Raw genomic sequence first — 21,667 nt, 5'->3', positions numbered from 1 at the left:
TCTATGGCGATCGGTTCAGACGAAGGGTCTGCGATGAGGGGTGGGTCTCAGGCGACGGCGCGCCGGGGCTGTTCGATGTCGTCCTCGGCCAGCCCATCATCGGCGAGGCCGTCTTCCGCGCATCGGTCCTGGGCCAGCCAGAGCGTGACGGTGAGCTGACCCGATTCGCGCGGCGCGAGATCGCGGGTCGTGATCGTGGCGAGTCCGGCCTCGGCGAGCCAGCCGGAGACCTGCTCGGCCGAGAAGCCGAGCCGCCGGTGCGCCTGGCCCGTGCGCAGGAATTCCAGCTCGTGGGGTGCGAAATCCACCACCAGGAGCCGCCCCCCCGGGGCCACGAGCCGCGCGGCGCCGCGCAGGGCCCGGGCCGGATCGTCGAGGTAGTGCAGCACCTGATGCACCAGCACGAGGTCGAAGCTCGCCCGGGCGAAGGGCGGCGCGTGGATGTCGCCCTGCCGCAGGTCGACCCGCGACAGGCCGCGCCGCTCCAGGTTGGCCCGGGCGACCGACAGCATGGCGTGGCTCGAATCGAGCCCGGTGGCGCGCCCGGCGAGGGGCGCGAGCAGGCCGAGCATCCGCCCCGTGCCGGTGCCGAGATCGATCAGGCTGCCGATGGGGCGCTCGCCCAGCGCGTCGAGCACCGCCGCCTCGACAATTGTCTCGCAGATGTGCAGGGAGCGCAGCTCATCCCACTTCGGTGCCAGCCGGGCGAAGAAGGTCTGGGCCGTCTCGGCCCGCTGCGCCCGGACGGCGTCGAGCCGGGCGCGATCCTCCGAGAGGGGCGGTGCCGCCCGGTCGAGCCCCGACAGGAGCGGATCGGCGAGCTCGGCCCGGGCTTCGCAGAGACGGAAGAACGCCCAGGCCCCCTCCCGGTGGCGCTCGACGAGGCCGGCCTCCACCAGCAGCTTGAGATGGCGCGAGATCCGCGGCTGCGACTGGCCGAGGATGTCGGTGAGGTCGGAGACCGACAGCTCGCCCTCGGCGAGCAGCGCCAGGATGCGCAGCCGCGTCTCCTCGGCGGCCGCGCGCAGGACGCCCAGGGCCTCGGAAAAAGGGATCGATCCCGTCTGCTGCCGTCCTTCGATAGACATAAAGATATGTTTATGTGCGTTTCGACCGCGGCGCAAGCGCGATCTTGCGATCCGCGGCGGGGCCTGCGGACAGCCGGGCCGGTCGGCTGCGGGCAACGCGCGTGCCTCACCGCAGCCAGTACCCCTCCGGCGCCAGCGGCTCCGGCATCGGCTCGCCCAGGGCGTGGTGGACGATCCGGTCGACGGTGCGGACCATCGCGTCGAGGGGCAGGTCGTTCGGCTCGGTGCCGAAGGGCTCCTCGAGCTCGTCCCCGAGGGCGTCGAGGCCGAAGAACGTGTAGCCGACCAGCGCCACCACGATCGGCGTCCCCCAGCCCAGGGAGCCCGCGAGCCCCACCGGCAGGAGCAGGCAGTAGAGCCAGGCGGTGCGGTAGACCAGGAGCGTGTAGGCGAAGGGCAGCGGCGTATTGGCCAGCCGCTCGCAGGCGGTGTGGACCCCCGACAGCGCCTCGATCCGGGCTTCCAGGATCCCGAACTGGATGTCGCTGAGCCGGCCGGCCTGTGTCAGCACGGCGAGGTCGCGGGTGATCGCCGCCAGGACCGCATCGGTGGGGTGAGGGCCGGACAGGTCCGCGTCGGGGGCCTTCGCCCGCACGGCCGCGGCCTCGTCGCGGTCTTGCAGGCGCGCCCGCAGGCCATGCGCGAAGGCCGACAGGCGCCGGAGCTGGATCCCCGCCTCCCCCTCCGGCAGCAGCGCCGGCAGGATCCGGGCGAGGTTGCGGACCTCGCCGATCAGGCTGCCCCAGTGCTTCCGGGCCTCCCACCAGCGCTCGTAGCAGGCGTTGTTGCGGAAGCTCAGGAAGATCGAGAGGGCGAGGCCGACCACCGTGAAGGGCGTGACTCCGGCGCTCACCGGGAACAGAGCGGGCCAGCGCGCCTCCGCCCAGACCAGCGCGCAGGAGACCGCGACGATGCCGGCGAGTTTGGGCGCCACCCGCGGCAGGACCGAGCCGCGCAGGGTGAACAGCAGGGTCAGCAGGTTGGGCCGGGTGCGGACGATCATCGGGGGCTCGGGGCTTGGGCGTGCCCTCCTGCCCCGCGCTCCCCGTCCCGGCAAGGACCATCTTGGTGACGGATCGCTCCGGCTCTGCGCCCCGCGGGAGCGATCCCCGGGATCACTCCGCGGCGGTTGCGAGGCAGACGCCGCCGGGTGCCGGGAGCGGCGACGCGCCGGTCTCGTTCGCCGCCGTGCCGGCCAGCATGGCCACCGAGGCCGGAGACCAGCAGGCAGGCCGCTTGTACACGAAGGCGCTGCGGGCCCGGTGATAGGGCGAATCCGGCTGGTAGAAGTTCCTGTACATCTGCGTCAGCTCGGCGCGCCGATAGTGGGCGAGCGGCCGCTGCGCCTCGTCCGCGGTGCGCGCCGCCTGTTTGCGCCCGGTGATCGCGGCGTGCTCCCCCGCCCTGGCGGCGGCGAAGGCCTGCACGGCCCGGTCGAACGCCGCCGCGTCGCCGGCGAGCGCCTCGTCGGCGAGGCCGATCTGCGCGGCCCGCCGGGCGCTGATCGGCAGGCAGGCCTCGGTGAGCGTGACGGCCCGCTCCCATCCGACCCGGCGGGGCAGCAGATAGGTCCAGTATTCCGAGCCGTACAGCCAGCCCATGTTGCGGTAATGCGGGTTGAGCACCACGCCCTCGCGGACCAGCACGAAATCCGCCGCCAGCGGCAGGATCGCCCCGCCGGCGCCGACGTTGCGGCCGACCGCCGCCACCACGACCGTGTCGGTCGCCAGGATGATCTCGCGGATCAGATCGTCCATCGCCACGATGTTGGCCCAGGATTCCGCCGCGGCGTCCGCACTCGCCTCGATCTCGTTGAGGTGGATCCCGTTCGACCAGAGATCGTCGCCGCCCGCGAGTACGATGACCTTGGGCGCGTGTTCCCGTGCCTGGCGGAATGCCGCCTGGAGCGACCGGCACTGCGCGGAGCTCATCGCGCCGTTGTGGAAGTCGAAGCGCAGGCGGAGGACGTCGCCGTCGCGCTCGCCCCGCACCTCCTCGACCGGGTTCGGATAGGGGAGCTTCTCGGAGACGGCGGCGACGGGGAGGTCCGCCGGGAGCGCATCGCCCAGCACCTGGACGGCGGCGCGCTTGATCCCGCCACCCTCCTGCTTCGGCTTCAGCCGGCCGATCCAGACCGCCCCGTCGACCGTGGCGCGACAGAGGGCACCGCTCTCGGACCGGGCGATCACCTGGCCCGGCTCACCCCGCAGGCGCGGCTCGGCGCAGGCGGCGTGCAGGTAGACGGCTCTGCCGAAGACCTCGTCGAGGACGCCCGGCACCCCGTCGGCCGCGTGGATGCGCGCGAGCACCTCGGCCGTCGCATGCCGGCTCCAGTCGATGCGGCGATCCGCCTGCTTCATGGACGGGCGCAGGCGGCCGAGGGCGGTCGGGGCGGAATAGTCGAGCGGCCGCGGTGCAAACCCGGACGTCTGAACGTTGGCCATCGCCTCCCACAGGCAGGCCACCGCACCGTCGATCACCTCGCGGCGGTAGACGCTGCTCTTGGGCGCCTGACGCAGCGGGAACGTCCGCGTCGCCCAGATCGGGCCGGCATCCATCTCGGCCTCGGCCTGCAGCAGGGTGACGCCCCAGCGGTCCCAGCGCTCCTGGATGGCCCAGTCGAGCGCCGACGGCCCGCGGTCGCCCTCGACGCCCGGATGCACGATCAGGGTGAGGTACGCGCGCCAGAGCCGCTCGGGGATCGCACGCGTCAGGAACGGAGCGATCGTCAGGTCCGGCCGGAAGGACGCGAACGCCCCCTCGAGACGGCCCTCGTCGCCGGCGTAAATCTCGACCGCAACCTCATGGCCGGCGTCGGTCAATTCGACGAAGAACCGCTGCGTCATGCTGTTGAAAGCAGACGACACTAAAAGAACCCGCATCGACAATCCCCGAGAGGCGTTTTTCCTAAACCCGCTCGGATTTCCCCCTCATAAGGTTTTGTTTTTGTATTTTTAAGTCGTTATAAGACAAATAGTATCGAGACTGACTATTTTACTCGAATTTGTTTGTTGTCGAATCGACGGCAAACGCATGCGAATCGGAGCAACGAGGATTTTTACTCCGCGTTGCATCGATGCGCAAGAAGATGCGTGGAACTGTGTTTCAAAAGATCTTGGAAGGTCTGGCGGGGGCGTCGTCCTGAACGACGGCCGGCCCTGTCCCTGGCGGGTGCCCGCCACCGACGGGGCGGCCCCTCTCTCAATCGCCGTCCCACAGCCACGCCGCCCCGCGCACGCCCGAGGCATCGCCGTGCAGGCTCGCCCGCACCGGCGTGTCGAAGGCGTCGGAGAAGACGTGGGGGGCGATCGCGCCGGGCAGGCCGGCGATCAGTTCCGGGATCCGCGACAGGCCGCCGCCGATCACGATCACGTCCGGATCGAGGAGATTGACCACCTGCGCGGCCGCGCGCCCGAGCCGTTCGAGGTGGATCGCGAGCGTCGCCTGCGCGTCCGGCTCTCCCGCCCGCGCCGCGGCGACGACGGCCTCGGCGGTGAGGCCTGCGCCGGACTGCCGGGCGTGGTCGGCCGCGAGGCCGGGGCCGGACAGCCAGGTCTCGAGGCAGCCGCGCCGGCCGCAATAGCAGGGGGGACCCGGGCGCTCGTCGTCGCGTGCGCCGGGGAGCGGGCCGTGGCCCCACTCGCCCGCGATGCCGTTGCGGCCCGTGAGCACCCGCCCGTCGACGGCGATGCCCGAGCCGACACCGGTGCCGAGGATCACCGCCCAGACCACCCGCGCGCCGGCCCCGGCGCCGTCGATCGCCTCCGAGACCGCCAGGCAGTTGGCGTCGTTCTCGATCCGCAACGGCCGCGCCAGAAGCCGCGCGAGATCCGTCCCGAACGCCTGGCCGTTGAGCCAATGCGAATTGGCGTTGCGCACGCGGCCGGTGGCCGGGGACAGGCTCCCCGGCATGCCGATACCGACGGTGCAGGCCGTCCCCGCCTCGGCTTCGAGCCGCAGGGCCAGGGCGGCCACGGCCTCGACGGTGGCCCGGTAAGCGCCGCGCGGGGCGGCGACCCGCGCCTCGGCCAGCGTCGCGCCGTCATGGCCCAGGACGATGCCGGCGATCTTGGTGCCGCCGAGATCGATGCCGAGGCGCGCCCGACCCCTGGGCGGTCCCATCACTCGGCGGCGGCGACCTTGCCGTCGGTCGCCATCGGCTGGGGCGCCTCGTCGGCGATGTGGGTGCCGATGGAGATCGGGTGGGCCATGACCTCGTTGAGCTTGGCGACGTCGAGCTCGCCCTCCCAGCGGCTGACCACCACGCAGGCGACGCCGTTGCCCACGAGGTTGGTAAGCGCGCGGCACTCGGACATGAACTTGTCGATGCCGAGCACCAGGGTCATCGCGGCGACTGGGACCGGGCTGTTGGGGATCGCCGAGAGCGTCGCCGCCAGGGTGATGAAGCCCGCGCCGGTGACGCCCGAGGCGCCCTTCGAGGTCAGCATCGCCACCAGGATGATCGTCGCGTATTGCGCGAAGGTCAGGTCCGCCCCGACGGCCTGGGCCAGGAACAGCGTGGCCAGGGTCATGTAGATGTTGGTGCCGTCGAGGTTGAACGAGTAGCCCGTCGGGACCACGAGGCCGACCACCGAATCCGAGGCGCCGAGCCGGCGCATCTTGGTCATGAGCTGCGGCAGCACCGTCTCGGAGGAGGACGTGCCGACCACGATCAAGAGCTCGTCCTTGATGTAGGCGAGGAAGCGCAGGATCGAGAAGCCCGCCACCCGGGCGATCGCCCCGAGCACCACCAGCACGAACAGGATGGCGGTGGCGTAGAAGGTGCCGACCAGCCAGGCGAGGTCGTAGACCTTCTGGATGCCGTACTCGCCGATCGTGAACGCCATCGCGCCGAAGGCGCCGATGGGCGCGAGCTTCACCACGATGCCGATGATCTTGAAGAAGATCTGGCCGGCGGTGTCGATCACGTGGTTCACCGCGGAGGCGCGCTCGCCCAGGCCGGTCACCACGACGCCGGTGAGGATCGAGATCAGCAGCACCTGCAGCAGGTCGCCGGTGGCGAAGGGATCGAAGAAGCTCTTCGGGATGATCGCCAGGATGTGGGCGACGGTGGAATCGGCCGCGGCCTTGTTGGCGTAGGAGGCGACCTTGCTGGCATCGAGCTTCGACGGATCGGCGTTGAAGCCGGCGCCGGGCCGGATCACCTCGCCGACCAGCACGCCGACCAGCAGGGCCAGGGTGGAGACCAGCTCGAAATAGACCAGCGCCTTCACGCCGACGCGGCCGACCTTCTTGAGGTCGCCCACTGACGCGATGCCGTGCACGATGGTGCAGAAGATGATCGGCGCGATCATCATCTTGATCAGGCCGATGAAGGCGTCGCCGAGCCACTTCATCGCCTTGCCGGTGGCGGGATCGTACCAGCCGAGCAGCACGCCGAGCGCGATGGCGATCAGCACCTGGATGTAGAGGACCTTGTACCAGGGCTCCCGGGGCGCTGCGGCCGAACCTGTCGCGTGGATTGCCTGTGCCATATCCATCCCGTGCGACTGCCGCGCACCCTCCCGCTGTGCCGGCACGCTAGCGACTATCGTCCCGCGCCTCAACGGTCGCTCGGTAATCTGCGGGGAACCAATCGTGACAAAAACCTGTCGATTCCCGCCGCGAAGTACTTTTGCAATTCGATAATCGCGCTCATCCCGGAAAGCGCGGTTATTTTTCCAACCCCGCCGGATTTGGCCGTCCGTCCAGCGGCTTTCAGAGGCTTTTCGGAGGTGTTCCGTGGCTATGCGTCATTGGGCCGGGACCGCGTTGCTCGGCGGCCTCCTGGCCTGTGTCTTGTCCGCTCCGGCGACGGCCGGGGTCGTCGCGCGGATCGACCAATCGAACCAGCGGATGCGCGTCTTCGTCGACGGCTATCCCGCCTATGACTGGCCGGTCTCCACCGCCCGGAGCGGCTACGTCACGCCGAACGGCCGGTTCCGGGTCGGGCTGATGGCGCCGATGTGGCGCTCGCACAAGTATCACGGCTCGCCGATGCCGCACGCCATGTTCTTCCGCGGCGGCTACGCGATCCACGGCACCTACGCGACGGGCGCCCTCGGGCGCCGGGCGAGCCACGGCTGCATCCGCCTGTCGCCGGGCCACGCGGCCGCCCTGTTCCAGCTCGCCCGCAACCGCGGCGGGGCGGCGGTGGTGATCCGCAACTGAGACGGTTGCGCCGGCGGCCCGAGCGCCGCCGCCGATCCGGCATGAAAAAGGGCTGCGGCGCATCGTGCGCCGCAGCCCCGATAGCGGCGTCCGCGCCGGCCCGAGGTTCAGGTCTGCTGCTGGGTCCGGCGGGGACGCACGGTCCAGCGCTCGAACATCGACCCGGCCTCGTCACCCTTGGCGTCCTTGGACTCGGCCCCGTGTTCCGGCTGCTGATGGATCGCCGCGCCGAGCGCCTGCGACAGGCTCTCGATCACGTCGTCGATGCGGGTGTCGCCGTGCAGGGCATCCCCGCGCGGCATGTCCGGAGGGGCGGCCTGGGCCGCGGGGGCCTCGTGGTGGAGGGGCTCCGGGGCGGGCGCCGGATGCGGCTCCGGCTCGACATGGGGCTCGGGGATCGGCTCGGCGGGCATCGCCGCCACGGGCATCGCTGCCGCGGGCATGGGCGCGGGCTCCGCGGGTTCCGGTGCGGGGGCTGCAGCCGCGACGGCGGGGGCCGCCTGGACCGGGGCGGCCGGGGCCGGCGTCACGATCCGGCGCATCGCGCCGAGGGCGCCCTCGTCGGATTCCGCGGACCGGGCGCTGCTGCCGTAGCGACCGAAGCCGAAGCGCGGCTCGATCAGATCGAGCACCGCGTCCAGGGCGGCGTTATTCAGGGGGACCTCCTCGGCGGCGGGGACGCCCTGGATCGCCAGGGATTGCCGCTCGAAGCTCGGATCGGCGCTGACCTCGCGCCCGAACCAGTTCGGCGCGTGGAAGCCCGCCGCCTCGCCGTCGTTGTCGAAGGCGATGCTGATCAGATCCAGGCTACCGGGGCTGACATAGCGGTCGATGGCGATCTCGCGCCCGCCGACATTCAGGGTGGTGCGGTCATAGGCGGCCTTGCCGGGGCACACGTCGAGCAGCGCGTCGCCGTGGGCGCGCGGCACGTCGGTGCGCTCCTCGACCGGGATCCCGTCGGGCCCCTTGTTGACCAGCACCAGCTGGCATAGCTGCCCGTCGACCCGCACGAAGGAGGCCCGGCCGCCCTGCGGCGCGAAGTGCCCCTCGGTGATGCGGGCGCCGCCGCGCTCCTTGCGGATCAGGCGGACCAGGGACGGGGCGACCAGAAATCGGCGAACGGTGCTCATGAACTCAATACCCCTCCCGCTTGGTCGGCGGCGCGCCGATCCGGCGGACACCCTCCGGGCCGCCAGCCCGGGCTTGAGGACGCAAGTGGAACGGCAGCGAGCGGCGTACAAGCTGGACCGCAACGCCGTATTCGCCCGTACCCAACCGCTTCCTTCGCCAAACTCCGAGCGGCGACAACATGAGAGAATAGAGCGCTAAGCAAAAACGCGACGAAATCAAGACCGGACCGAGGCCAGGACTCGGTCAGGCCGATTCCTATCCCCGATATCCCGCATCCGCGCCCGGTTTTCTCAACCCAGGTTAAACCGGATCCGTATCCTTGCCTCGACGCGCCCGCTTGCGCCCCACCGGTCTCCCCTTCGGTGGCCGGCGCTCAGGCCGCCGGCTCGAAGGTCATCGCCGCGCCGTTCATGCAGTAGCGCAACCCGGTCGGGGCGGGGCCATCGTCGAAGACGTGGCCGAGATGGCCCTGGCAGCGGGCACAATGCACCTCGGTGCGGACCATCCAGTGGCTGCGGTCCACCGTGGTCGCGACGGCCCCGTCGAGGGGCTCGAAAAAGCTCGGCCAGCCGGTGCCGGACTCGAACTTGGTGCCCTGCTCGAACAGCGGCTGCCCGCATCCGGCGCAGGTGAAGGTGCCGGGGCGCTTCTCGGCGAGCAGGCAGCTCGTGCCGGCCCGCTCGGTGCCGTGCTCGCGCAGGACCCGGTACTGCTCCGGCGTGAGGACGTCGCGCCACTCGGTGTCGCTGCGGGTATCGGGGCTGGTGGTCGGCGTATCCGCCATGGCAATCTCCCTTTTCGCGCCCTCATATAGGCGCGTGACGGGCCGTTCGGCAGTCCCGGCGCGCGCGGTCAGGCCGCCGCACCCACCGTATCGGCCATCCTGGCCCGCCGCCGCCCGATCGGCTGGGGCGCCCCCGTGGTGGTGTCGCGCCCGGTCTGATGCTCCAGCTCCGCGTTGATCTCGCCGCCGAGGAGCACGATGGTCGAGGAGATCCAGATCCAGGTCATGAAGCCGATGACCGCGCCCAGCGAACCGTAGGTCTCGTTGTAGGTGCCGAAATTGGCGACGTACCACGAGAACAGCAGCGAGGTGACGAGCCAGAGAAGGCCGGCGATGACGCTGCCGACCCCGACCCAGCGCCAGCGCGCACGCTCCCGGCTCGGACCGAACCGGTAGAGCACCGAGAGGCCGCCGAGCAGGACGACGAGGATCGCCGGCCAGCGCAGAGCCGCCAGCAGCCATGCGGTCGAGCCAAGGCCGAGGAAGTTCAGCACCACCGGCACCACCACGATCACGTTGAGCGCGATGATGATGAACAGCAGGGCGCCGATGGTGAAGGTCAGGGACCGGAGGTTCAGCCAGAAGAAGTTGCGCTTCTCCTCCTCCTCGTAGACGACGTTGAGCGCGTCGAACATCGCCTTCATGGCGGCGTTGGCGCTCCAGATCGACAAGAGCAGGCTGGAGAAGAACGTCACGCTGAGCGAGCCGCTGCCCCTGGCGGCGATGCGCTTGACCTGATCGCCGATCAGCTCGACGGCCCCGGTGGGCAGCATCGCGTGCAGCTGGGCGAGGTGGTCGTTGATGACGTTCACGTCGGCGAACAGGCCGTAGCAGGTGACGAGCGCGGCGATCGCCGGGAACAGCGACAGCAGGGTGTAGAAGGTCACCCCGGCCGCGACCGCCAGGACCCGGTCCTTGTTGAACTCCAGGTAGACCCGGACCACGATGTCCTTCCACCCGGCCCGGGTCATCTCGGTGGGGTCGTCGGCGGCGCGGCCACGCTCGGCCTGCGTCGCCACGGTGAACTGGGCGGCCCGCCCGGAGATCGAGCGCGCCCCGGGGGCGACACCCTTGCGCAGCGCAACGTCCCTCTCCGTGGATTCGGGATCGAGCGGCGGTTCCGCGGGGGGATGGAGGCCCGGCACGCCCCGCCGCGCCGGCGCCGCGGCGAGGGCGACCAGCGCCGACCCCAGCATCAGGATCCACAGGATCGAGCCGGTCTCGGCGGGTCCGGTCGAGCGCGAGGGCGACGGAGGCATGGGTCGGGGACGGCCGTACGCGCGGAACGGCCGCGCTCTCGGGTCTCAAACGTCGTCGCGCAGCGGCTGTTCCGCGCTTCGGTCGCGGGCACACCGGCGGCGCGGGCGCGTTCTGCCTCCTATGCGCGATCAGCCCCGCCTCGGATTCTGCTGCAAGTTCGTCCTGGACGAGCCGCCCGGCACCCACGCCACCCTGAAGGCGGAGCGCGCGGCGACGCTCCACATGAACCTGACCAGCGTGACGATGGCCCATCTCGCCAAGCTGGAGCCGGCCGCCCGGCGGGCGAAGCTCTCCGGTCTCGTCGCCCACAATCTCGACGCGCTGGCCCGCCAGATCGCCTGGGTCGGGGCGCGGCCGCCGCTGGAGCGCCTGCTGCGCATGGCGAGCAACGTCCTGCCCGGCTACACCCACCCGGTCGCGCAGGCGATCTACGCGGAGCCCGGGATGGCGGCCCTGGTCGAGCGCGGCCTCGCGGAGGCCGGGGCGCTGGCGCGCCGGCTCGGGGTGCGCCTGAGCTTCCATCCCGGCCCGTTCTGCCTGCTGGCGAGCCGGAACGCGGCGGCCGTCGAGAACGGCCTGTCGGAACTCGACTACCACGCCGAGATCTTCGACCGGATGGGCTACGGCGGCGGCTGGCACCCGCACGGGGCGCACATCAACATCCATGTCGGCGCGGGGGACCCGGGCGTTGCCGGCTTCCGCGCCACCCTGCCCCGGGCGAGCCGGGTGGCGCGCGACCTCGTCACGGTGGAGAACGACGAGAACGTCTTCGGCCTCGACGCCGTGCTGCAGCTCGCCGACCTCGTGCCGGTGGTGCTCGACCTCCACCACCATTGGGTCCAGAGCGGCGGCGCCTATCTCGAACCGGACGAGCCCCGCATCGCCCGGGTGCAGGAGTCCTGGCGCGGGGTGCGGCCGGTCGCCCATATCAGCGTGTCGCGCGAGGCGGTCGCCGCCGAGTCCGACCCGGAGGCCCTGCCCGACTTCCCGGCCCTGCGCGCCGCCGGCCACGCGGTCCGGGACCTCGCCGCCCATTCCGACCTGATGTGGAACCGGGCGGTGAACGACCTCGTCGCCCGCCACCTCGCCTGGGCGGATTTCGAGATCGAGGCCAAGGCGAAGAACCGCGCCTCCATGCAAATCGCCCGTTACATCACCGGGCTGGAGCGGGCGGATCCGATCGCGGCGGAATGACGGGTCTCGACGCCTTCGCCGGACGGCTTTAGGCATCCGGCCATGAAGACCGCCGATTGCGACATCCTCATCGTCCCGGGGCTCGGGGGTTCGGGGGAGGACCACTGGCAGGCCCGCTGGGCGGGCCGCCTCGCCACCGCGCGCGTGGTCGCGCAGGACGATTGGCACGCGCCGACCCCGGAGGCGTGGTGCGGACGGATCGCCGAGGCGGTCTCGGCCGCGACCCGGCCGGTGATCCTGATCGCCCACAGCCTCGGCGTGGTGGCGAGCGTCAAGGCGGTGCCGCGCTTCCCGGCGGGCGTGGTGCGCGGCGCCCTGCTGGTGGCCGTCCCCGACGTGGAGGAGGCCCCCGACCTGCCCGAGGCGGCGCGGGCCTTCGCGCCGCTGCCCTGGGATCCCCTGCCCTTCCCGTCGCTGCTGGTCGCCAGCCGGACCGATCCCTATTGCCGCTACGACCGCGCCGACGATATCGCCCATGCCTGGGGGGCCCTGACGGTCGATGCCGGCGAATCCGGCCACATCAACGCGGCGAGCGGGCACGGGCCGTGGCCCGAGGGGCTGATGCGGCTCGCGGGATTTTTAAAGGGGCTGTGACGCCTGCGGGATCCGGTCGCGTTGCCCGGGATGGGGCTGCCGGCCTTCAGGTCGCGGTGGATCGGCCCGCCGCCGCGACGCGAGGCGCGCCAGGGATATCAGCACGCTGATTCAGGAGGGGCAGGCGGCGCCGTCAGCGACGCGAGCGTGGCTCTGGACGGCCGGATTCCGGGCCCGGCTCCGGCCCGGGGCCGGGGCTTGAGACGCACGCCGCGTTAACGCGCCGTTTACCACGGCTGCCGTCAGTGGAGGCACGGGCGGTCCTTCGGCCCGAAGGCGCCCCTGGAGAGCACCGTGACGCGCAAAGAGCTTCTGGAACGACTCGACGCCGTCCAGGCCGCCCTCGGGCCCCGGGCGCAGGCCAATTTCAACAGCTCGCTGTTCAACGATATCGCGCTCCTCAAGCGCATCGAGGCCTTCGAGGCGAAGGTCGGCGAGGTCGAGAAGCCGAAGGTCGCCGACTACACCGGCAACATGTTCACCCGCATCGCCAACCGCCGCGCCGCGGCCGGCAAGTAAAAGCGCGCCGCATTCCTCTCCGGAAGCCGGCGGCGTCCTGCGGGACGCGGCCTCATGGCGTTTCGGCCTCGACCGTGCGCAGCAACTCGCCGGCGACGTCCGCGAGCCGCGGCGGCGCCTGCCGGACGAAGGGCAGCGGCCGGCAGACATTGACGGCGGCGAGCCCGAACCGGGCGGTCATCAGCCCGTTGAGCACGCCCTCCCCCAGCTTGGCGGAGATCCGGGCGGCGATCCCGAGGCCCAGCACCTGCTGCATCACGCTCTCGCCGACCGCCATGCCGCCGGTGACGGTGAGGTGCGCCACCGCCGCCCGCGCCAGCCGCAGGAAGCCGAGGAAGCCCGGCCGCCCGCCGTAGATCGCCGCGATCCGGCGCAGCAGGCGCACCGCCGCGTAGACCACGAAGGCGACGTCCACGATCGCCCGCGGGCTCAGGGCCGTCACCGCCGAGACCTGCTTGGCCGCCGCCGCGACGGCGTTGCAGGCCTGCCGGTCGAGGCCCGCGAGCAATTCGTACTCGGCGAGCCCGATCCGATCGTCGACATCGAGGATCGCGTCGGCGGCGGCATCGATCCGGGCGCGGCCCGCCGACAGCGCGTCCCGGTCGGCGTAGAAGGCCGAGAGCGCCTGCACCACCGCCTGCGCGCCGGTATGGTCGCGGCTGCCGAGGGCGTCGACGGCCGATTGGCGCAGGCGCTCGATCTTGCGCTCGCGCCGCAGGCCGGCGAGTTCGCGCACGACGATCGCCAGGAGCGCCAGGGCGGCGATGGCCAGCAGGGCGAGCGCCACCCAGCCGAGCCAGGGCGCGGCCTGGAAGAGATCGGCGATCATCCGCTCGACCGAGAGCCCGATGCCCAGCGAGACCAGGCCCCCGACCGCCGACAGGAACAGCGCCATCCAGGGCGACCGCCGCCGCGGCGCCACCGGCACCGCGACGCCGTCGGCGGCATCGACGATCTCGAAGGGCTCCTCCACGATCCGGGTCTGCGGCCGGGCCGAGAGGGGCGTGGTCGTCACGCGCGAGTCCGGCGGTGGCTCGGGGGTGATCCGGAAGGCGCGGGGTTTCTGGCCCGAGGTCATGGCTGAGGGCTCCTCAGGAAGCAGTGGCGCCCTCGCGTTCCGACGAGCGCGTTTGGCGATCGCTTGTGGATCTGAGCAAGAGTCGGATGCGCGCCTTTCCCTCCCCCGCAGAGGGGGGGAGGGAGAGACCGCGCGTCTGCGAGCGCCTCTCCGAGATCCGCCATCACGCCAGCCTGTCGCCGATCAGGAACTGCATCGCCCGGTCCAGCCGGATCTGCGGCAGGTGCCCGGGGCGGCCGAGGCCGTCGGGCCGCACCAGCGGCGGCCGGAACCGGGGGAAGCGCAGGGAGCCCGGCTCCACCGCCCCTTCGAGCACCGCCTCGGCGCGGGCGGGCAATTCGCCGGGGAAGATCGCGGCCTCGCCGTTGCCGTCGAACACCTCGTCGCCCACCACCTCGCCGGCCTCCGGGGTGCCGGCCACCGCCCGGAGGGTCTCGGCGCCGTCGTGGACCGTGGTCTCCCGGGTGGCGCGCACGGAGGCCAGCGCCACGGTGCCGACCCGGGCGCCCGCCGCCTCGGTCCGGCGCATGGCCCGGGACACGAGCAGCCGCAGCAGCGCCTCGAGCCGGTCGTGGCTGGTCTGATGGAGATGGTCGGCCTTGGTGGCGGCGAACAGAACCCGGTCGGCCCGGGGGGCGAACAGCCGGGACAGCACCGTGTTGCGGCCGATGTTGAGGCTGAGCAGCACCGCGTCGAGGGCCTCCTCCAGCTCCGCCAGGGCGGCGGGGCCGGCATCGACCGCCGAGAGCACGTCGACCAGGACGATCTGCCGGTCGACCCGCTGGAAATGCTCGCGGAAGAACGGCGTCACCACCTTGGCCTTGTAGGCCTCGAAGCGCCGCTCCATCAGCCCGGCGAGGCTGTCGGGGGCGATGCTCTCGGAGAGGCGGTCGAGGGGCGCGAAGGTCAGCGCCGGGGAGCCCGCGAGGTCGCCGGGCATCAGGAAGCGGCCCGGGGGCGTCGTGGCCACCGATTCCGGACCGGCCCGCAGACCCGCGAGGTAGGCCTTGAACGCGTCGCTGGCGCGTTCGGCCGCGATCTCGTCGAGGGGGCCGTTCGGGTCGAAGCCCGTGAGCGCGTCGAGCCAGGGGGCCGCGACGGCGGCGCGGCCGGGCCGGCGGGTGCCGTTGATCGTGGACCGCGACCACGCCGTGTAGCTGGTCTCGATCAGGGCGAGGTCGAGGAGCCACTCGCCCGGATAGTCGACCACGTCGAGCATCAGGGTCGCCGGGCCCGAGCGCCACGCGGCGGCGCGCTCGTAGGCGATCTCCAGGCGGAACTGGCTGATCCGGTCGGTGGAGCGCGGCCAGCGCCGCGCCTCGGTGAGGGTGCCGAAATGCTCCTCGAAGGGGAAGCGCGGGACGTCGTCGTCGGGCTGCGGCACGAGGCGGGCGCGGCGCAGGCGGCCCTCCTGGGCGGGCGCGAAGGCCGGCAGGGCGTGCGTCTCCACGAGGTGGTGGATCAGCGCCGTGGTGAACACCGTCTTGCCCGAGCGCGCGAGCCCGGTGACGCCGAGCCTCAAGGTCGGCTGGACCAGCAGGTCGTGCGAGGCTTCGGCGAAGGCTTTGACGGCCGAGCCGGCGCGCGCGGCAAGGTCGGTCAGGGGCACGGGCGGGCTCGTCGTGAGGGGAACAGGCCGGGCACAGGTGGCGCGATTGCGGCCGAACCGCAAGGCTTGCGGCGCGCGCATCGTCCCGGACCGCACGGCGGCGGCCGTCTTTCGGGGCGATGCGCTACGGCGGCGCGCCATCGGCGGCCGGCGTGAGCGGGCGCAGCCGGGTGATCGCCCCGGCGACGAGGTCGGGGCTGGCCCGGAGCGTGCCGAGTTCCACCGCCGACATCGCCAGCATGACCGGCGCGAGATGGGGGCGCGGCGCGCCATCGGGCCCGAACAGGTCGAGATCGTCGCCGGGTTTCAGCCCGACGCTGCCGCTGATCCGGGCGGCATAGGCCTGGATCCGGCCCTCGTCGCCGCTGCAGAGCGGCGCCGGCAGGCGCAGGTCGAGGATGGGCATCCCGGCCGCGATGGCCGGCAGCAGCGCGGATTCCGCCACCATCCGGTCGGGGCTCGGAACGGGGCGGTCCGCCGCCCGGTCGAGGAGGGCGGCGGGGTCGGCGGCGCCGCGGACCGGGCGCGCCGGGCCCGCCGACGGGGCGATGCCGGCCGCGATATCGGGCACCGGCTGAAGCGCCGCCACATGCGGCACGGCCGGGCGCCGGGCCGGCCGCCCGGCCATCCGGGCGAGGGGCGACCAGGGCTGCACCCGCAGGGCCGACGCCCGGCGCCGGGGCGCTCCCCCGGGCCGGTGCGCCGCGAGGAAGCGGGCGCGCAGCGTCCGCCCGAGCCCCCTTGGCGCCAGGGCCGCCGAGATGGCGGGCGCGGCGCCCCCCCGGGCCGGTGCGGCGCCGACGCGGCATTCCGCCGGCGCCCAGCGGCGCACGATGGCGAGCGCGGTGCGCCGCCCGTAATCGCGATAGTAGCGCCGCAGCAGGCTCGCCGCCGCGTCGGCGCCGTCGTCGAGGGTGGCGAAGGCGGTGTGGCCCTCCCCGTCGGCACCGATCTCGCCGGGCCAGCGGGCGGACTTGATGCACCAGCCGTTGTTGAGCCGCACGCAGCGGGCGACGTAGGGCGGGTCCACGCTGAGACGGGCCGTGACGGCCAGCGCCCGCGGCAGCAGGTGCGTGCCGGTCTGCGCGTGCCAGTTGGAGACCGAGCGGGTGGCGGGGTCGAAGCGCGGCGGCGCCTCGACGGCGACGGCCGGCTCCGGGGGCGGCACGGCGTGCAGGAGCGCGTCGACGCCGGTCTCGGCGCGCGGGATCAGGCCCGTGAGCAGGACGAGCGCGTTCAGCAGCACGCGGACGGGCCCTCGCCGGGGTTCGCAGCGGCCTTCCCGTGTGGGCGATCGGAGGCGGAAACCTTCATCAAGCCACCCGACTGCCGGAACCCGGGCGTCTTCCGTCCCCCTGTCCTCCCGAGTTCATAAAGCGCGGTCGGAGACGGGGAGCAGCCGGCCGTGCGCCTCTCGCTTCCTGCTCTGCAGGCTACGGGATCCGCAGCTTTGACGCTGACCGCGATGGCGGCGCGCGGCAGGCTCCCTCTGCGGCTCGGGACAGGGTTCGGGTGAGGGGCGGGAAGGATCAGGATCGGGCACATCATCGAGGCATGTCCGGACCTGTCCGCCTCCGGTGAGGTCCCGCCTTTCACCCTGTCCCCCGACCGCGCGTGACTGTACCGCGCCCCAAACCTGTGGAGGCCGTAGCTCCGCGTGGGAGGGAGGGCGCGGGGCCGGGTCCGTCGCTCCACCCTCACGGGTTCAGCACCGTCAGCGCCGCCGCGTGCAGCCGCGGATCTCCGGCCGCCACGATGCGCCCGCCGCCGGCCGCCGGGCCGCCGTCCCAGGCCGTGATCCGGCCCCCGGCCCCCTCGATGATCGGGATCAGCGCGACGATGTCGTAGGGCTTCAGCCCGGCCTCGACTACGAGGTCGATCTGGCCGGCCGCCAGCATGCAATAGGCGTAGCAATCGGCGCCGTAGCGGGACATCCGAACCCGTCCCTCCAGATCCCGGAACCGCTCGGCCTCCGCGCCGGCCGCGAACAGCCGCGGATCGGTGGTGGCCAGGATCGCCTGGGCGAGGTCCGCGCAGCGCCGGCTGCGCAGGGTGCGCGTACCGGCCGGTCCGCGCAGGCGGGCGCTGCGCCCGTCCCCGGTGAAGCGCTCGCCGAGATAGGGCTGGTGCATCATTCCGCGGACCGGCACGCCGGTGCGGGTGAGCCCGATCAGGGTGCCCCAGGTGGGCAGGCCCGCGATGAAGGCGCGGGTGCCGTCGATCGGGTCGAGCAACCAGACGCACTCGGCGTCGGTGCGCTCCGCGCCGAATTCCTCGCCCAGGATGCCGTGGCCGGGAAAGGTCTGGCCGATCATGGCCCGGAGCACGACCTCGGCCGCCCGGTCGGCCTCTGTGACCGGATCGAACGGCGCGCCGCCGCGGGCCTTGTCGTCGAGGCCGAACTGGGCACGGAAGAACGGCAGGATCGCCTTGCCGGACGCGTCGGCGAGGTCGTCCAGGAATCGCCCGAGTTCGACCACGCTCATCGGATCACGTCCCCGTTCCATCTGCGGCCGGCCCGCTCGACCGGCCGATGCGCGACGAAACCGGTGCGCCCCCCCGGCCGTCAAGTCCCCGGAGCGGTCCGGATTCATGCCCCGGATTCATGCCTCGGCCGGGGCCGGCGCGCGGCTGGCCCCGTCGCGGGTCTCCGAACGGCGGGCCTCCCCGGCATCCGGCGCCTGCGCGGCGGCCAGGACGGCCTCCACCATCGCGCGCAGCGAACCGGCCTGCCGGTCCCCCTCCGTCATCGGCTCCGCCGCACCGGATGTGGCCCCGTCGCCGGCCTGGGCGAGCCAGAGCCCGAGCAGCACCGGCACGCCTGGCATCCGCGCCTCCAGGCGCTGGACCAAGCGGCGCAGGTGGGTCGGCGCACCCTCGGGCGCCAGGGTGACCACGCAGGCCATCCGGGCCGGACCGGGCTCGAATCGCCCGATCCGCGCCGCCGCCGCCTCGGCGAAGGGCACCGTGCGGACGCCGATCCCGCGCTTCTCCAGGATCTGGGCCAGGATCGCGGCGGCGGCCTCGTCGAGGAAGCCGCGCCCGGAGACGCAGAGCACCGTACCCGACCGCCTCCAGGCCTCCGGCAGGCCGTCCGGGGCCGGACCCATCGGCAGCGGGCTGCAGGCGCTCCCATTCCCCGCTCCGGACGCCTCCGCGACCGCGTCGCTCCGGTCGGACAGGTCGGCGATCAGCTCGCCGAGGGCAGCGCGCATCGCCGCCTTCTGCCCGGCGGTCAGCACCCCCCGCGCGGCGTCCCGGGCGGCGAGTTCGAGGGCCTTGAGGACGACCTCGTCGTAGTAGGACGAGAGCGCGCAGTCCTGTAGGATCAATTCGGCATGGCCCAGCACCTCCTCGGCGTCACCCGCGAGGATCCGCTGGTAGAAGTTCTGGACGGGCGTGAGCGCCGGCCGGTCGCCGAACAGCACGTCCAGGAATTCGAGATGCTCCACGTGGCGCCCGAGCACCACGAGGCAGGCGGTGAGCGGCGTCGAGAGCAGGAGCCCGACCGGGCCCCAGAGCCAGGTCCAGAACAGGGCCGAGACCAGCACGGCGAAGGGCGAGAGCCCGGTGGACTGGCCGTAGACGATCGGCTCGAAGACCTGGCCGGTGAGTGGCTCCAGGACGACGAACAGGAGCGCCACCGCGATCATCATGTTCCAGCCGGGATCGACCGCGGCGGCGAGCGCCATCGGTAGGATCGCCGACAGCACGGCCCCGAGATAGGGGATGAAGCGCATCAGCGCCGAGAAGATCGCCCAGAGCGCCGGGTTCGGCACGCCGATCACCCAGAGGCCGATGCCGATGACGACCCCGAAGGCGGCGTTGAGGGCGAGCTGGACCACGAAGTAGCGGCTCAGCCGCTTGGCCGCGTCGTCGATCGCCCCGGTGGTCCGGTGCAGGTCGCTCGACCCCGCCAGCCGGATCATGCGGTCGCGCAGGTCCTCGCGCTGCATCAGCACGAACAGCAGCACCACGAAGACGATGCCCACGGTGGCCAGCGGCGGCATCACCGGCGACAGCACGGTCCGGAGCATCTCGATCGGACCCGGCGGCGTCGAGATCAGCTCGACCAGCACGGGCTTCTGCGCGGGCTGGGCCTGGTCCGGCGCCGGAGGCGGCGGGGCGGTCTGTCCCTGCGCGCCGGCCGGCTCCTGGCCGCCGCCGTGCAGCGCCTGTCCGGTCTTGGCGAGGGACTCGATCAGGTGTCCCGCGGGGGAATCGCGCAACCCGGCGAGCTTGCGCTCGATGGTCGCCCGGTAGCGCGGGGCGTCGCCCGCGAGGTCGGCCGCCTGGAAGCCGATCAGGGTCGCCAGGGTCGCCACGATCCCCAAGGTCAGGACGACGCTCAGCCCCACCGCCACCAGCCGGGGCAGGCGCAGGCGCCGCAGGCGGTTCACCAGCGGCGTGAGTACGAAGGACAGGAGCAGCGCGATCGCGATCGGGATGAAGATCTCCCGGCCGAAATACAGGGCCGCGATGAGGGTGGCGGCAACCACCACCGGCGAGGCCATCGCGGCCCGCGGGGTCTCGGCGGCGGCGACGCGGGCCGCCCGCGGCGGAACCGGGGCGCGTTCAGGCTGCGCCCCGACCGGGGTTCTGGTGCCCATGCTGCGATCCACGCCCCGAACGCCACAGGCGGGCGCCCGCCGGGGTCGGACGAGGCCGCGCGCACGGGGAACGGCACGGGGCCGGAAAACGATCCCGCGGAGCGTTCGGCGGCTTACGCCCCCTGCACCCCAGCCCGGGCCACCGCGCCCGCATCCTCGAGATCGGGCAGCGACCAGCACAGCTGCATCACCCACTTGGCCTGCGCCTCCGGCAGCACGCCGGCCGCGAGGTCGGCGAACTTCGCCTCCAGCTGCGCGTCGGACATCGGTGTCTCGACGCTGCCGATGGCGTGCGCGATGAACCGGTGGAACACCCGCCCGTCGTTCAGGGTCACGGTCATGTCGACCTGGGCGGCGTCGATGCCGGGGGTGACCACCGGCATCACCTTCCGGCGCAGAGCCACCACCCGCGGATCGTTCACCGCCCGGTCGCTGAACTGCTTCTCGCCGCCCGCCCCCTCCACGAAGGCCACCGCGGCCGCGTGGTAGATGCTGAACTTGCCCTCCAGGCCGGTCTTCGGGGCGGTCTTGCCGGTCAGCTCCAGGACGAGGGGGTGGACCTTCAGGTCGACGCGGGCGATGTCCTCGGGCCGGACGTGGTCCTGATCGCGGATCTGGACCGCCGCGTCGATCGTCGGGTGCATGACGATGCCGCAGGCGAAGGGCTTGTAGGTGTTCAGCAGGGACTCGTAGCGGGTGCCGAGGCCGTCGGTGATCTCGGACCAATCCTGCTTGGTGGAGATCGTGTTGGCCCAGCCGCGCCTGGCCTCGATCATCCCGTCCGAGGAGGTGTAGCCCTTGGCCGCCAGGATCGCCGCGAACAGGCCGTTCGCCGCCGCCCGGCCCGGGTTGAAGCTCTTGTTCATCGAGCCGAAGGATTCGCGCAGGCCCACCGGCTGCGAGGCGGCGAGCCCCAGCGCGTAGACCATCTGCTGCTCGGTCAGCCCCATCAGCTTGCCGGCGGCCGCGGCCGCGCCGAAGGGCCCGCAGGTGCCGGTGATGTGCCAGCCGGCATCGTAGTGGTTCGGATAGACGGCGTTGCCGATCCGGCACTCGGTCTCGATCCCCACCACCAGGGCGTCGAGGAAGGCCTTGCCGGAGACCGGCTTCATCTCGGCATAGGCCAAGATCGCCGAGGCAACCGGGCCGGCGGGGTGGATGATCGTCTTCAGGTGGGTGTCGTCGAAGTCGAAGATGTGGCTCGCCACGCCGTTGAGGAAGGCGGCGTTTATGATGTCGAACCGCTCGGTCCGGCCGAACAGCCCGGCCTGGGGCGGCCCCGAGAAGGGCTGGAGGGCTAAGACCGCCACGTCCACGGTCTCGTGGTGCGAACCGCCCACCGCCACGCCGACCCAGTTGAGGAAGCTGCGCACGCCTTCCCGGCGGACGGGCTCCGGCAGGGTGTCGTAGGAGGATCCGAGGATCCACTGCGCGAGGATTTTCGTGACGGGCGGCGGCGCCTTCGCGGCGGGCTTCGAAGCCTCGGCGGCCTGCGCCCCTTCGAGGGCCGGCCCCGCGAGGGCGAGGCCCGCGGCACCGATGAGCGAGCGGCGATTCATCGACATGGCGTTCTCCCGTGGGGGCGGCCGCGGACGGCGATCCCATTGGTCGACGCCATACCACTCCGCG

The 21,667-nt window shown here is 72.4% G+C and carries 18 protein-coding genes; 4 read left to right on the top strand and 14 right to left on the bottom strand.

All coding sequences use genetic code 11. The features are described from left to right. Positions 1-47: 47 nt before the first annotated feature. The 5 genes from AC3IF1_RS14965 to AC3IF1_RS14945 form a co-directional block, all read right to left on the bottom strand. Positions 48-1,088 carry an ArsR/SmtB family transcription factor gene (locus AC3IF1_RS14965; RefSeq protein ID WP_489218227.1) on the bottom strand — a complete coding sequence of 347 codons (1,041 nt, stop codon included), beginning with the start codon at positions 1,086-1,088 and terminating at the stop codon, positions 48-50. Positions 1,089-1,194: 106 nt separating this feature from the next. After that, a complete protein-coding gene (locus AC3IF1_RS14960; RefSeq protein WP_489218226.1) occupies positions 1,195-2,091 on the bottom strand; it encodes a bestrophin family protein in 897 nt (298 codons plus the stop codon). A gap of 112 nt (positions 2,092-2,203) precedes the next feature. Continuing rightward, positions 2,204-3,955: a hydrogenase maturation protein gene (locus tag AC3IF1_RS14955; RefSeq protein ID WP_489218224.1), complete on the bottom strand. Its 1,752-nt coding sequence runs from the start codon at positions 3,953-3,955 to the stop codon at positions 2,204-2,206. Between the two features lie 334 nt (positions 3,956-4,289). Further along, positions 4,290-5,210 carry an ROK family protein gene (locus AC3IF1_RS14950; RefSeq protein ID WP_489218223.1) on the bottom strand — a complete coding sequence of 307 codons (921 nt, stop codon included), beginning with the start codon at positions 5,208-5,210 and terminating at the stop codon, positions 4,290-4,292. Further along, on the bottom strand, positions 5,210-6,583 hold the full coding sequence (locus AC3IF1_RS14945) for a dicarboxylate/amino acid:cation symporter (RefSeq protein ID WP_243966495.1): 1,374 nt from the start codon (positions 6,581-6,583) through the stop codon (positions 5,210-5,212). Before AC3IF1_RS14945 ends, AC3IF1_RS14950 begins: the two co-directional genes overlap by 1 nt. Before the next feature lie 253 nt (positions 6,584-6,836). On the opposite strand from AC3IF1_RS14945, the gene AC3IF1_RS14940 reads away from it, so the two are divergent. After that, entirely contained in the window at positions 6,837-7,259 is a 423-nt protein-coding gene (locus tag AC3IF1_RS14940; RefSeq protein WP_489220395.1) for a L,D-transpeptidase, read from the top strand. Positions 7,260-7,366: 107 nt separating this feature from the next. Here the strand turns inward: AC3IF1_RS14940 and AC3IF1_RS14935 are convergent, their stop codons facing one another. From AC3IF1_RS14935 to AC3IF1_RS14925, 3 genes are all read right to left on the bottom strand, one after another. Next, complete coding sequence (locus AC3IF1_RS14935; RefSeq protein WP_489218222.1) at positions 7,367-8,389, bottom strand: hypothetical protein; 1,023 nt, start codon at positions 8,387-8,389, stop codon at positions 7,367-7,369. A gap of 374 nt (positions 8,390-8,763) precedes the next feature. Further along, entirely contained in the window at positions 8,764-9,174 is a 411-nt protein-coding gene (msrB, locus tag AC3IF1_RS14930) for a peptide-methionine (R)-S-oxide reductase MsrB (RefSeq protein WP_489218221.1), read from the bottom strand. Positions 9,175-9,242: 68 nt separating this feature from the next. Continuing rightward, positions 9,243-10,433 (bottom strand): YihY/virulence factor BrkB family protein, encoded by a 1,191-nt coding sequence (locus AC3IF1_RS14925; RefSeq protein ID WP_243966424.1) that lies wholly within the window; start codon positions 10,431-10,433, stop codon positions 9,243-9,245. A gap of 121 nt (positions 10,434-10,554) precedes the next feature. On the opposite strand from AC3IF1_RS14925, the gene AC3IF1_RS14920 reads away from it, so the two are divergent. From AC3IF1_RS14920 to AC3IF1_RS14910, 3 genes are all read left to right on the top strand, one after another. After that, a complete protein-coding gene (locus AC3IF1_RS14920) occupies positions 10,555-11,628 on the top strand; it encodes a UV damage endonuclease UvsE (protein WP_489218220.1) in 1,074 nt (357 codons plus the stop codon). Positions 11,629-11,670: 42 nt separating this feature from the next. Beyond that, positions 11,671-12,222, top strand: coding sequence for an RBBP9/YdeN family alpha/beta hydrolase (locus AC3IF1_RS14915; protein ID WP_243966412.1), 552 nt, complete (start codon positions 11,671-11,673; stop codon positions 12,220-12,222). Between the two features lie 294 nt (positions 12,223-12,516). After that, complete coding sequence (locus AC3IF1_RS14910; protein ID WP_243966409.1) at positions 12,517-12,741, top strand: hypothetical protein; 225 nt, start codon at positions 12,517-12,519, stop codon at positions 12,739-12,741. 52 nt (positions 12,742-12,793) lie between these two features. Here the strand turns inward: AC3IF1_RS14910 and AC3IF1_RS14905 are convergent, their stop codons facing one another. From AC3IF1_RS14905 to AC3IF1_RS14880, 6 genes are all read right to left on the bottom strand, one after another. Continuing rightward, positions 12,794-13,819, bottom strand: coding sequence for a YcjF family protein (locus tag AC3IF1_RS14905; RefSeq protein WP_489218218.1), 1,026 nt, complete (start codon positions 13,817-13,819; stop codon positions 12,794-12,796). Between the two features lie 163 nt (positions 13,820-13,982). Next, on the bottom strand, positions 13,983-15,428 hold the full coding sequence (locus AC3IF1_RS14900; RefSeq protein WP_243969670.1) for a YcjX family GTP-binding protein: 1,446 nt from the start codon (positions 15,426-15,428) through the stop codon (positions 13,983-13,985). Positions 15,429-15,552: 124 nt separating this feature from the next. Continuing rightward, positions 15,553-16,674: a hypothetical protein gene (locus AC3IF1_RS14895; RefSeq protein WP_489218216.1), complete on the bottom strand. Its 1,122-nt coding sequence runs from the start codon at positions 16,672-16,674 to the stop codon at positions 15,553-15,555. A 451-nt stretch (positions 16,675-17,125) separates the two neighbouring features. After that, complete coding sequence (hisN, locus tag AC3IF1_RS14890) at positions 17,126-17,914, bottom strand: histidinol-phosphatase (RefSeq protein WP_489218215.1); 789 nt, start codon at positions 17,912-17,914, stop codon at positions 17,126-17,128. Between the two features lie 117 nt (positions 17,915-18,031). Then, positions 18,032-20,038 carry an AI-2E family transporter gene (locus AC3IF1_RS14885; protein WP_489218214.1) on the bottom strand — a complete coding sequence of 669 codons (2,007 nt, stop codon included), beginning with the start codon at positions 20,036-20,038 and terminating at the stop codon, positions 18,032-18,034. Positions 20,039-20,151: 113 nt separating this feature from the next. Next, positions 20,152-21,603, bottom strand: coding sequence for an MmgE/PrpD family protein (locus AC3IF1_RS14880; RefSeq protein WP_489218213.1), 1,452 nt, complete (start codon positions 21,601-21,603; stop codon positions 20,152-20,154). Positions 21,604-21,667 lie beyond the last annotated feature (64 nt).

The sequence above is a fragment of the Methylobacterium sp. E-012 genome, assembly GCF_057836545.1.
This window is presented reverse-complemented; position numbering and strand designations above follow the sequence as displayed.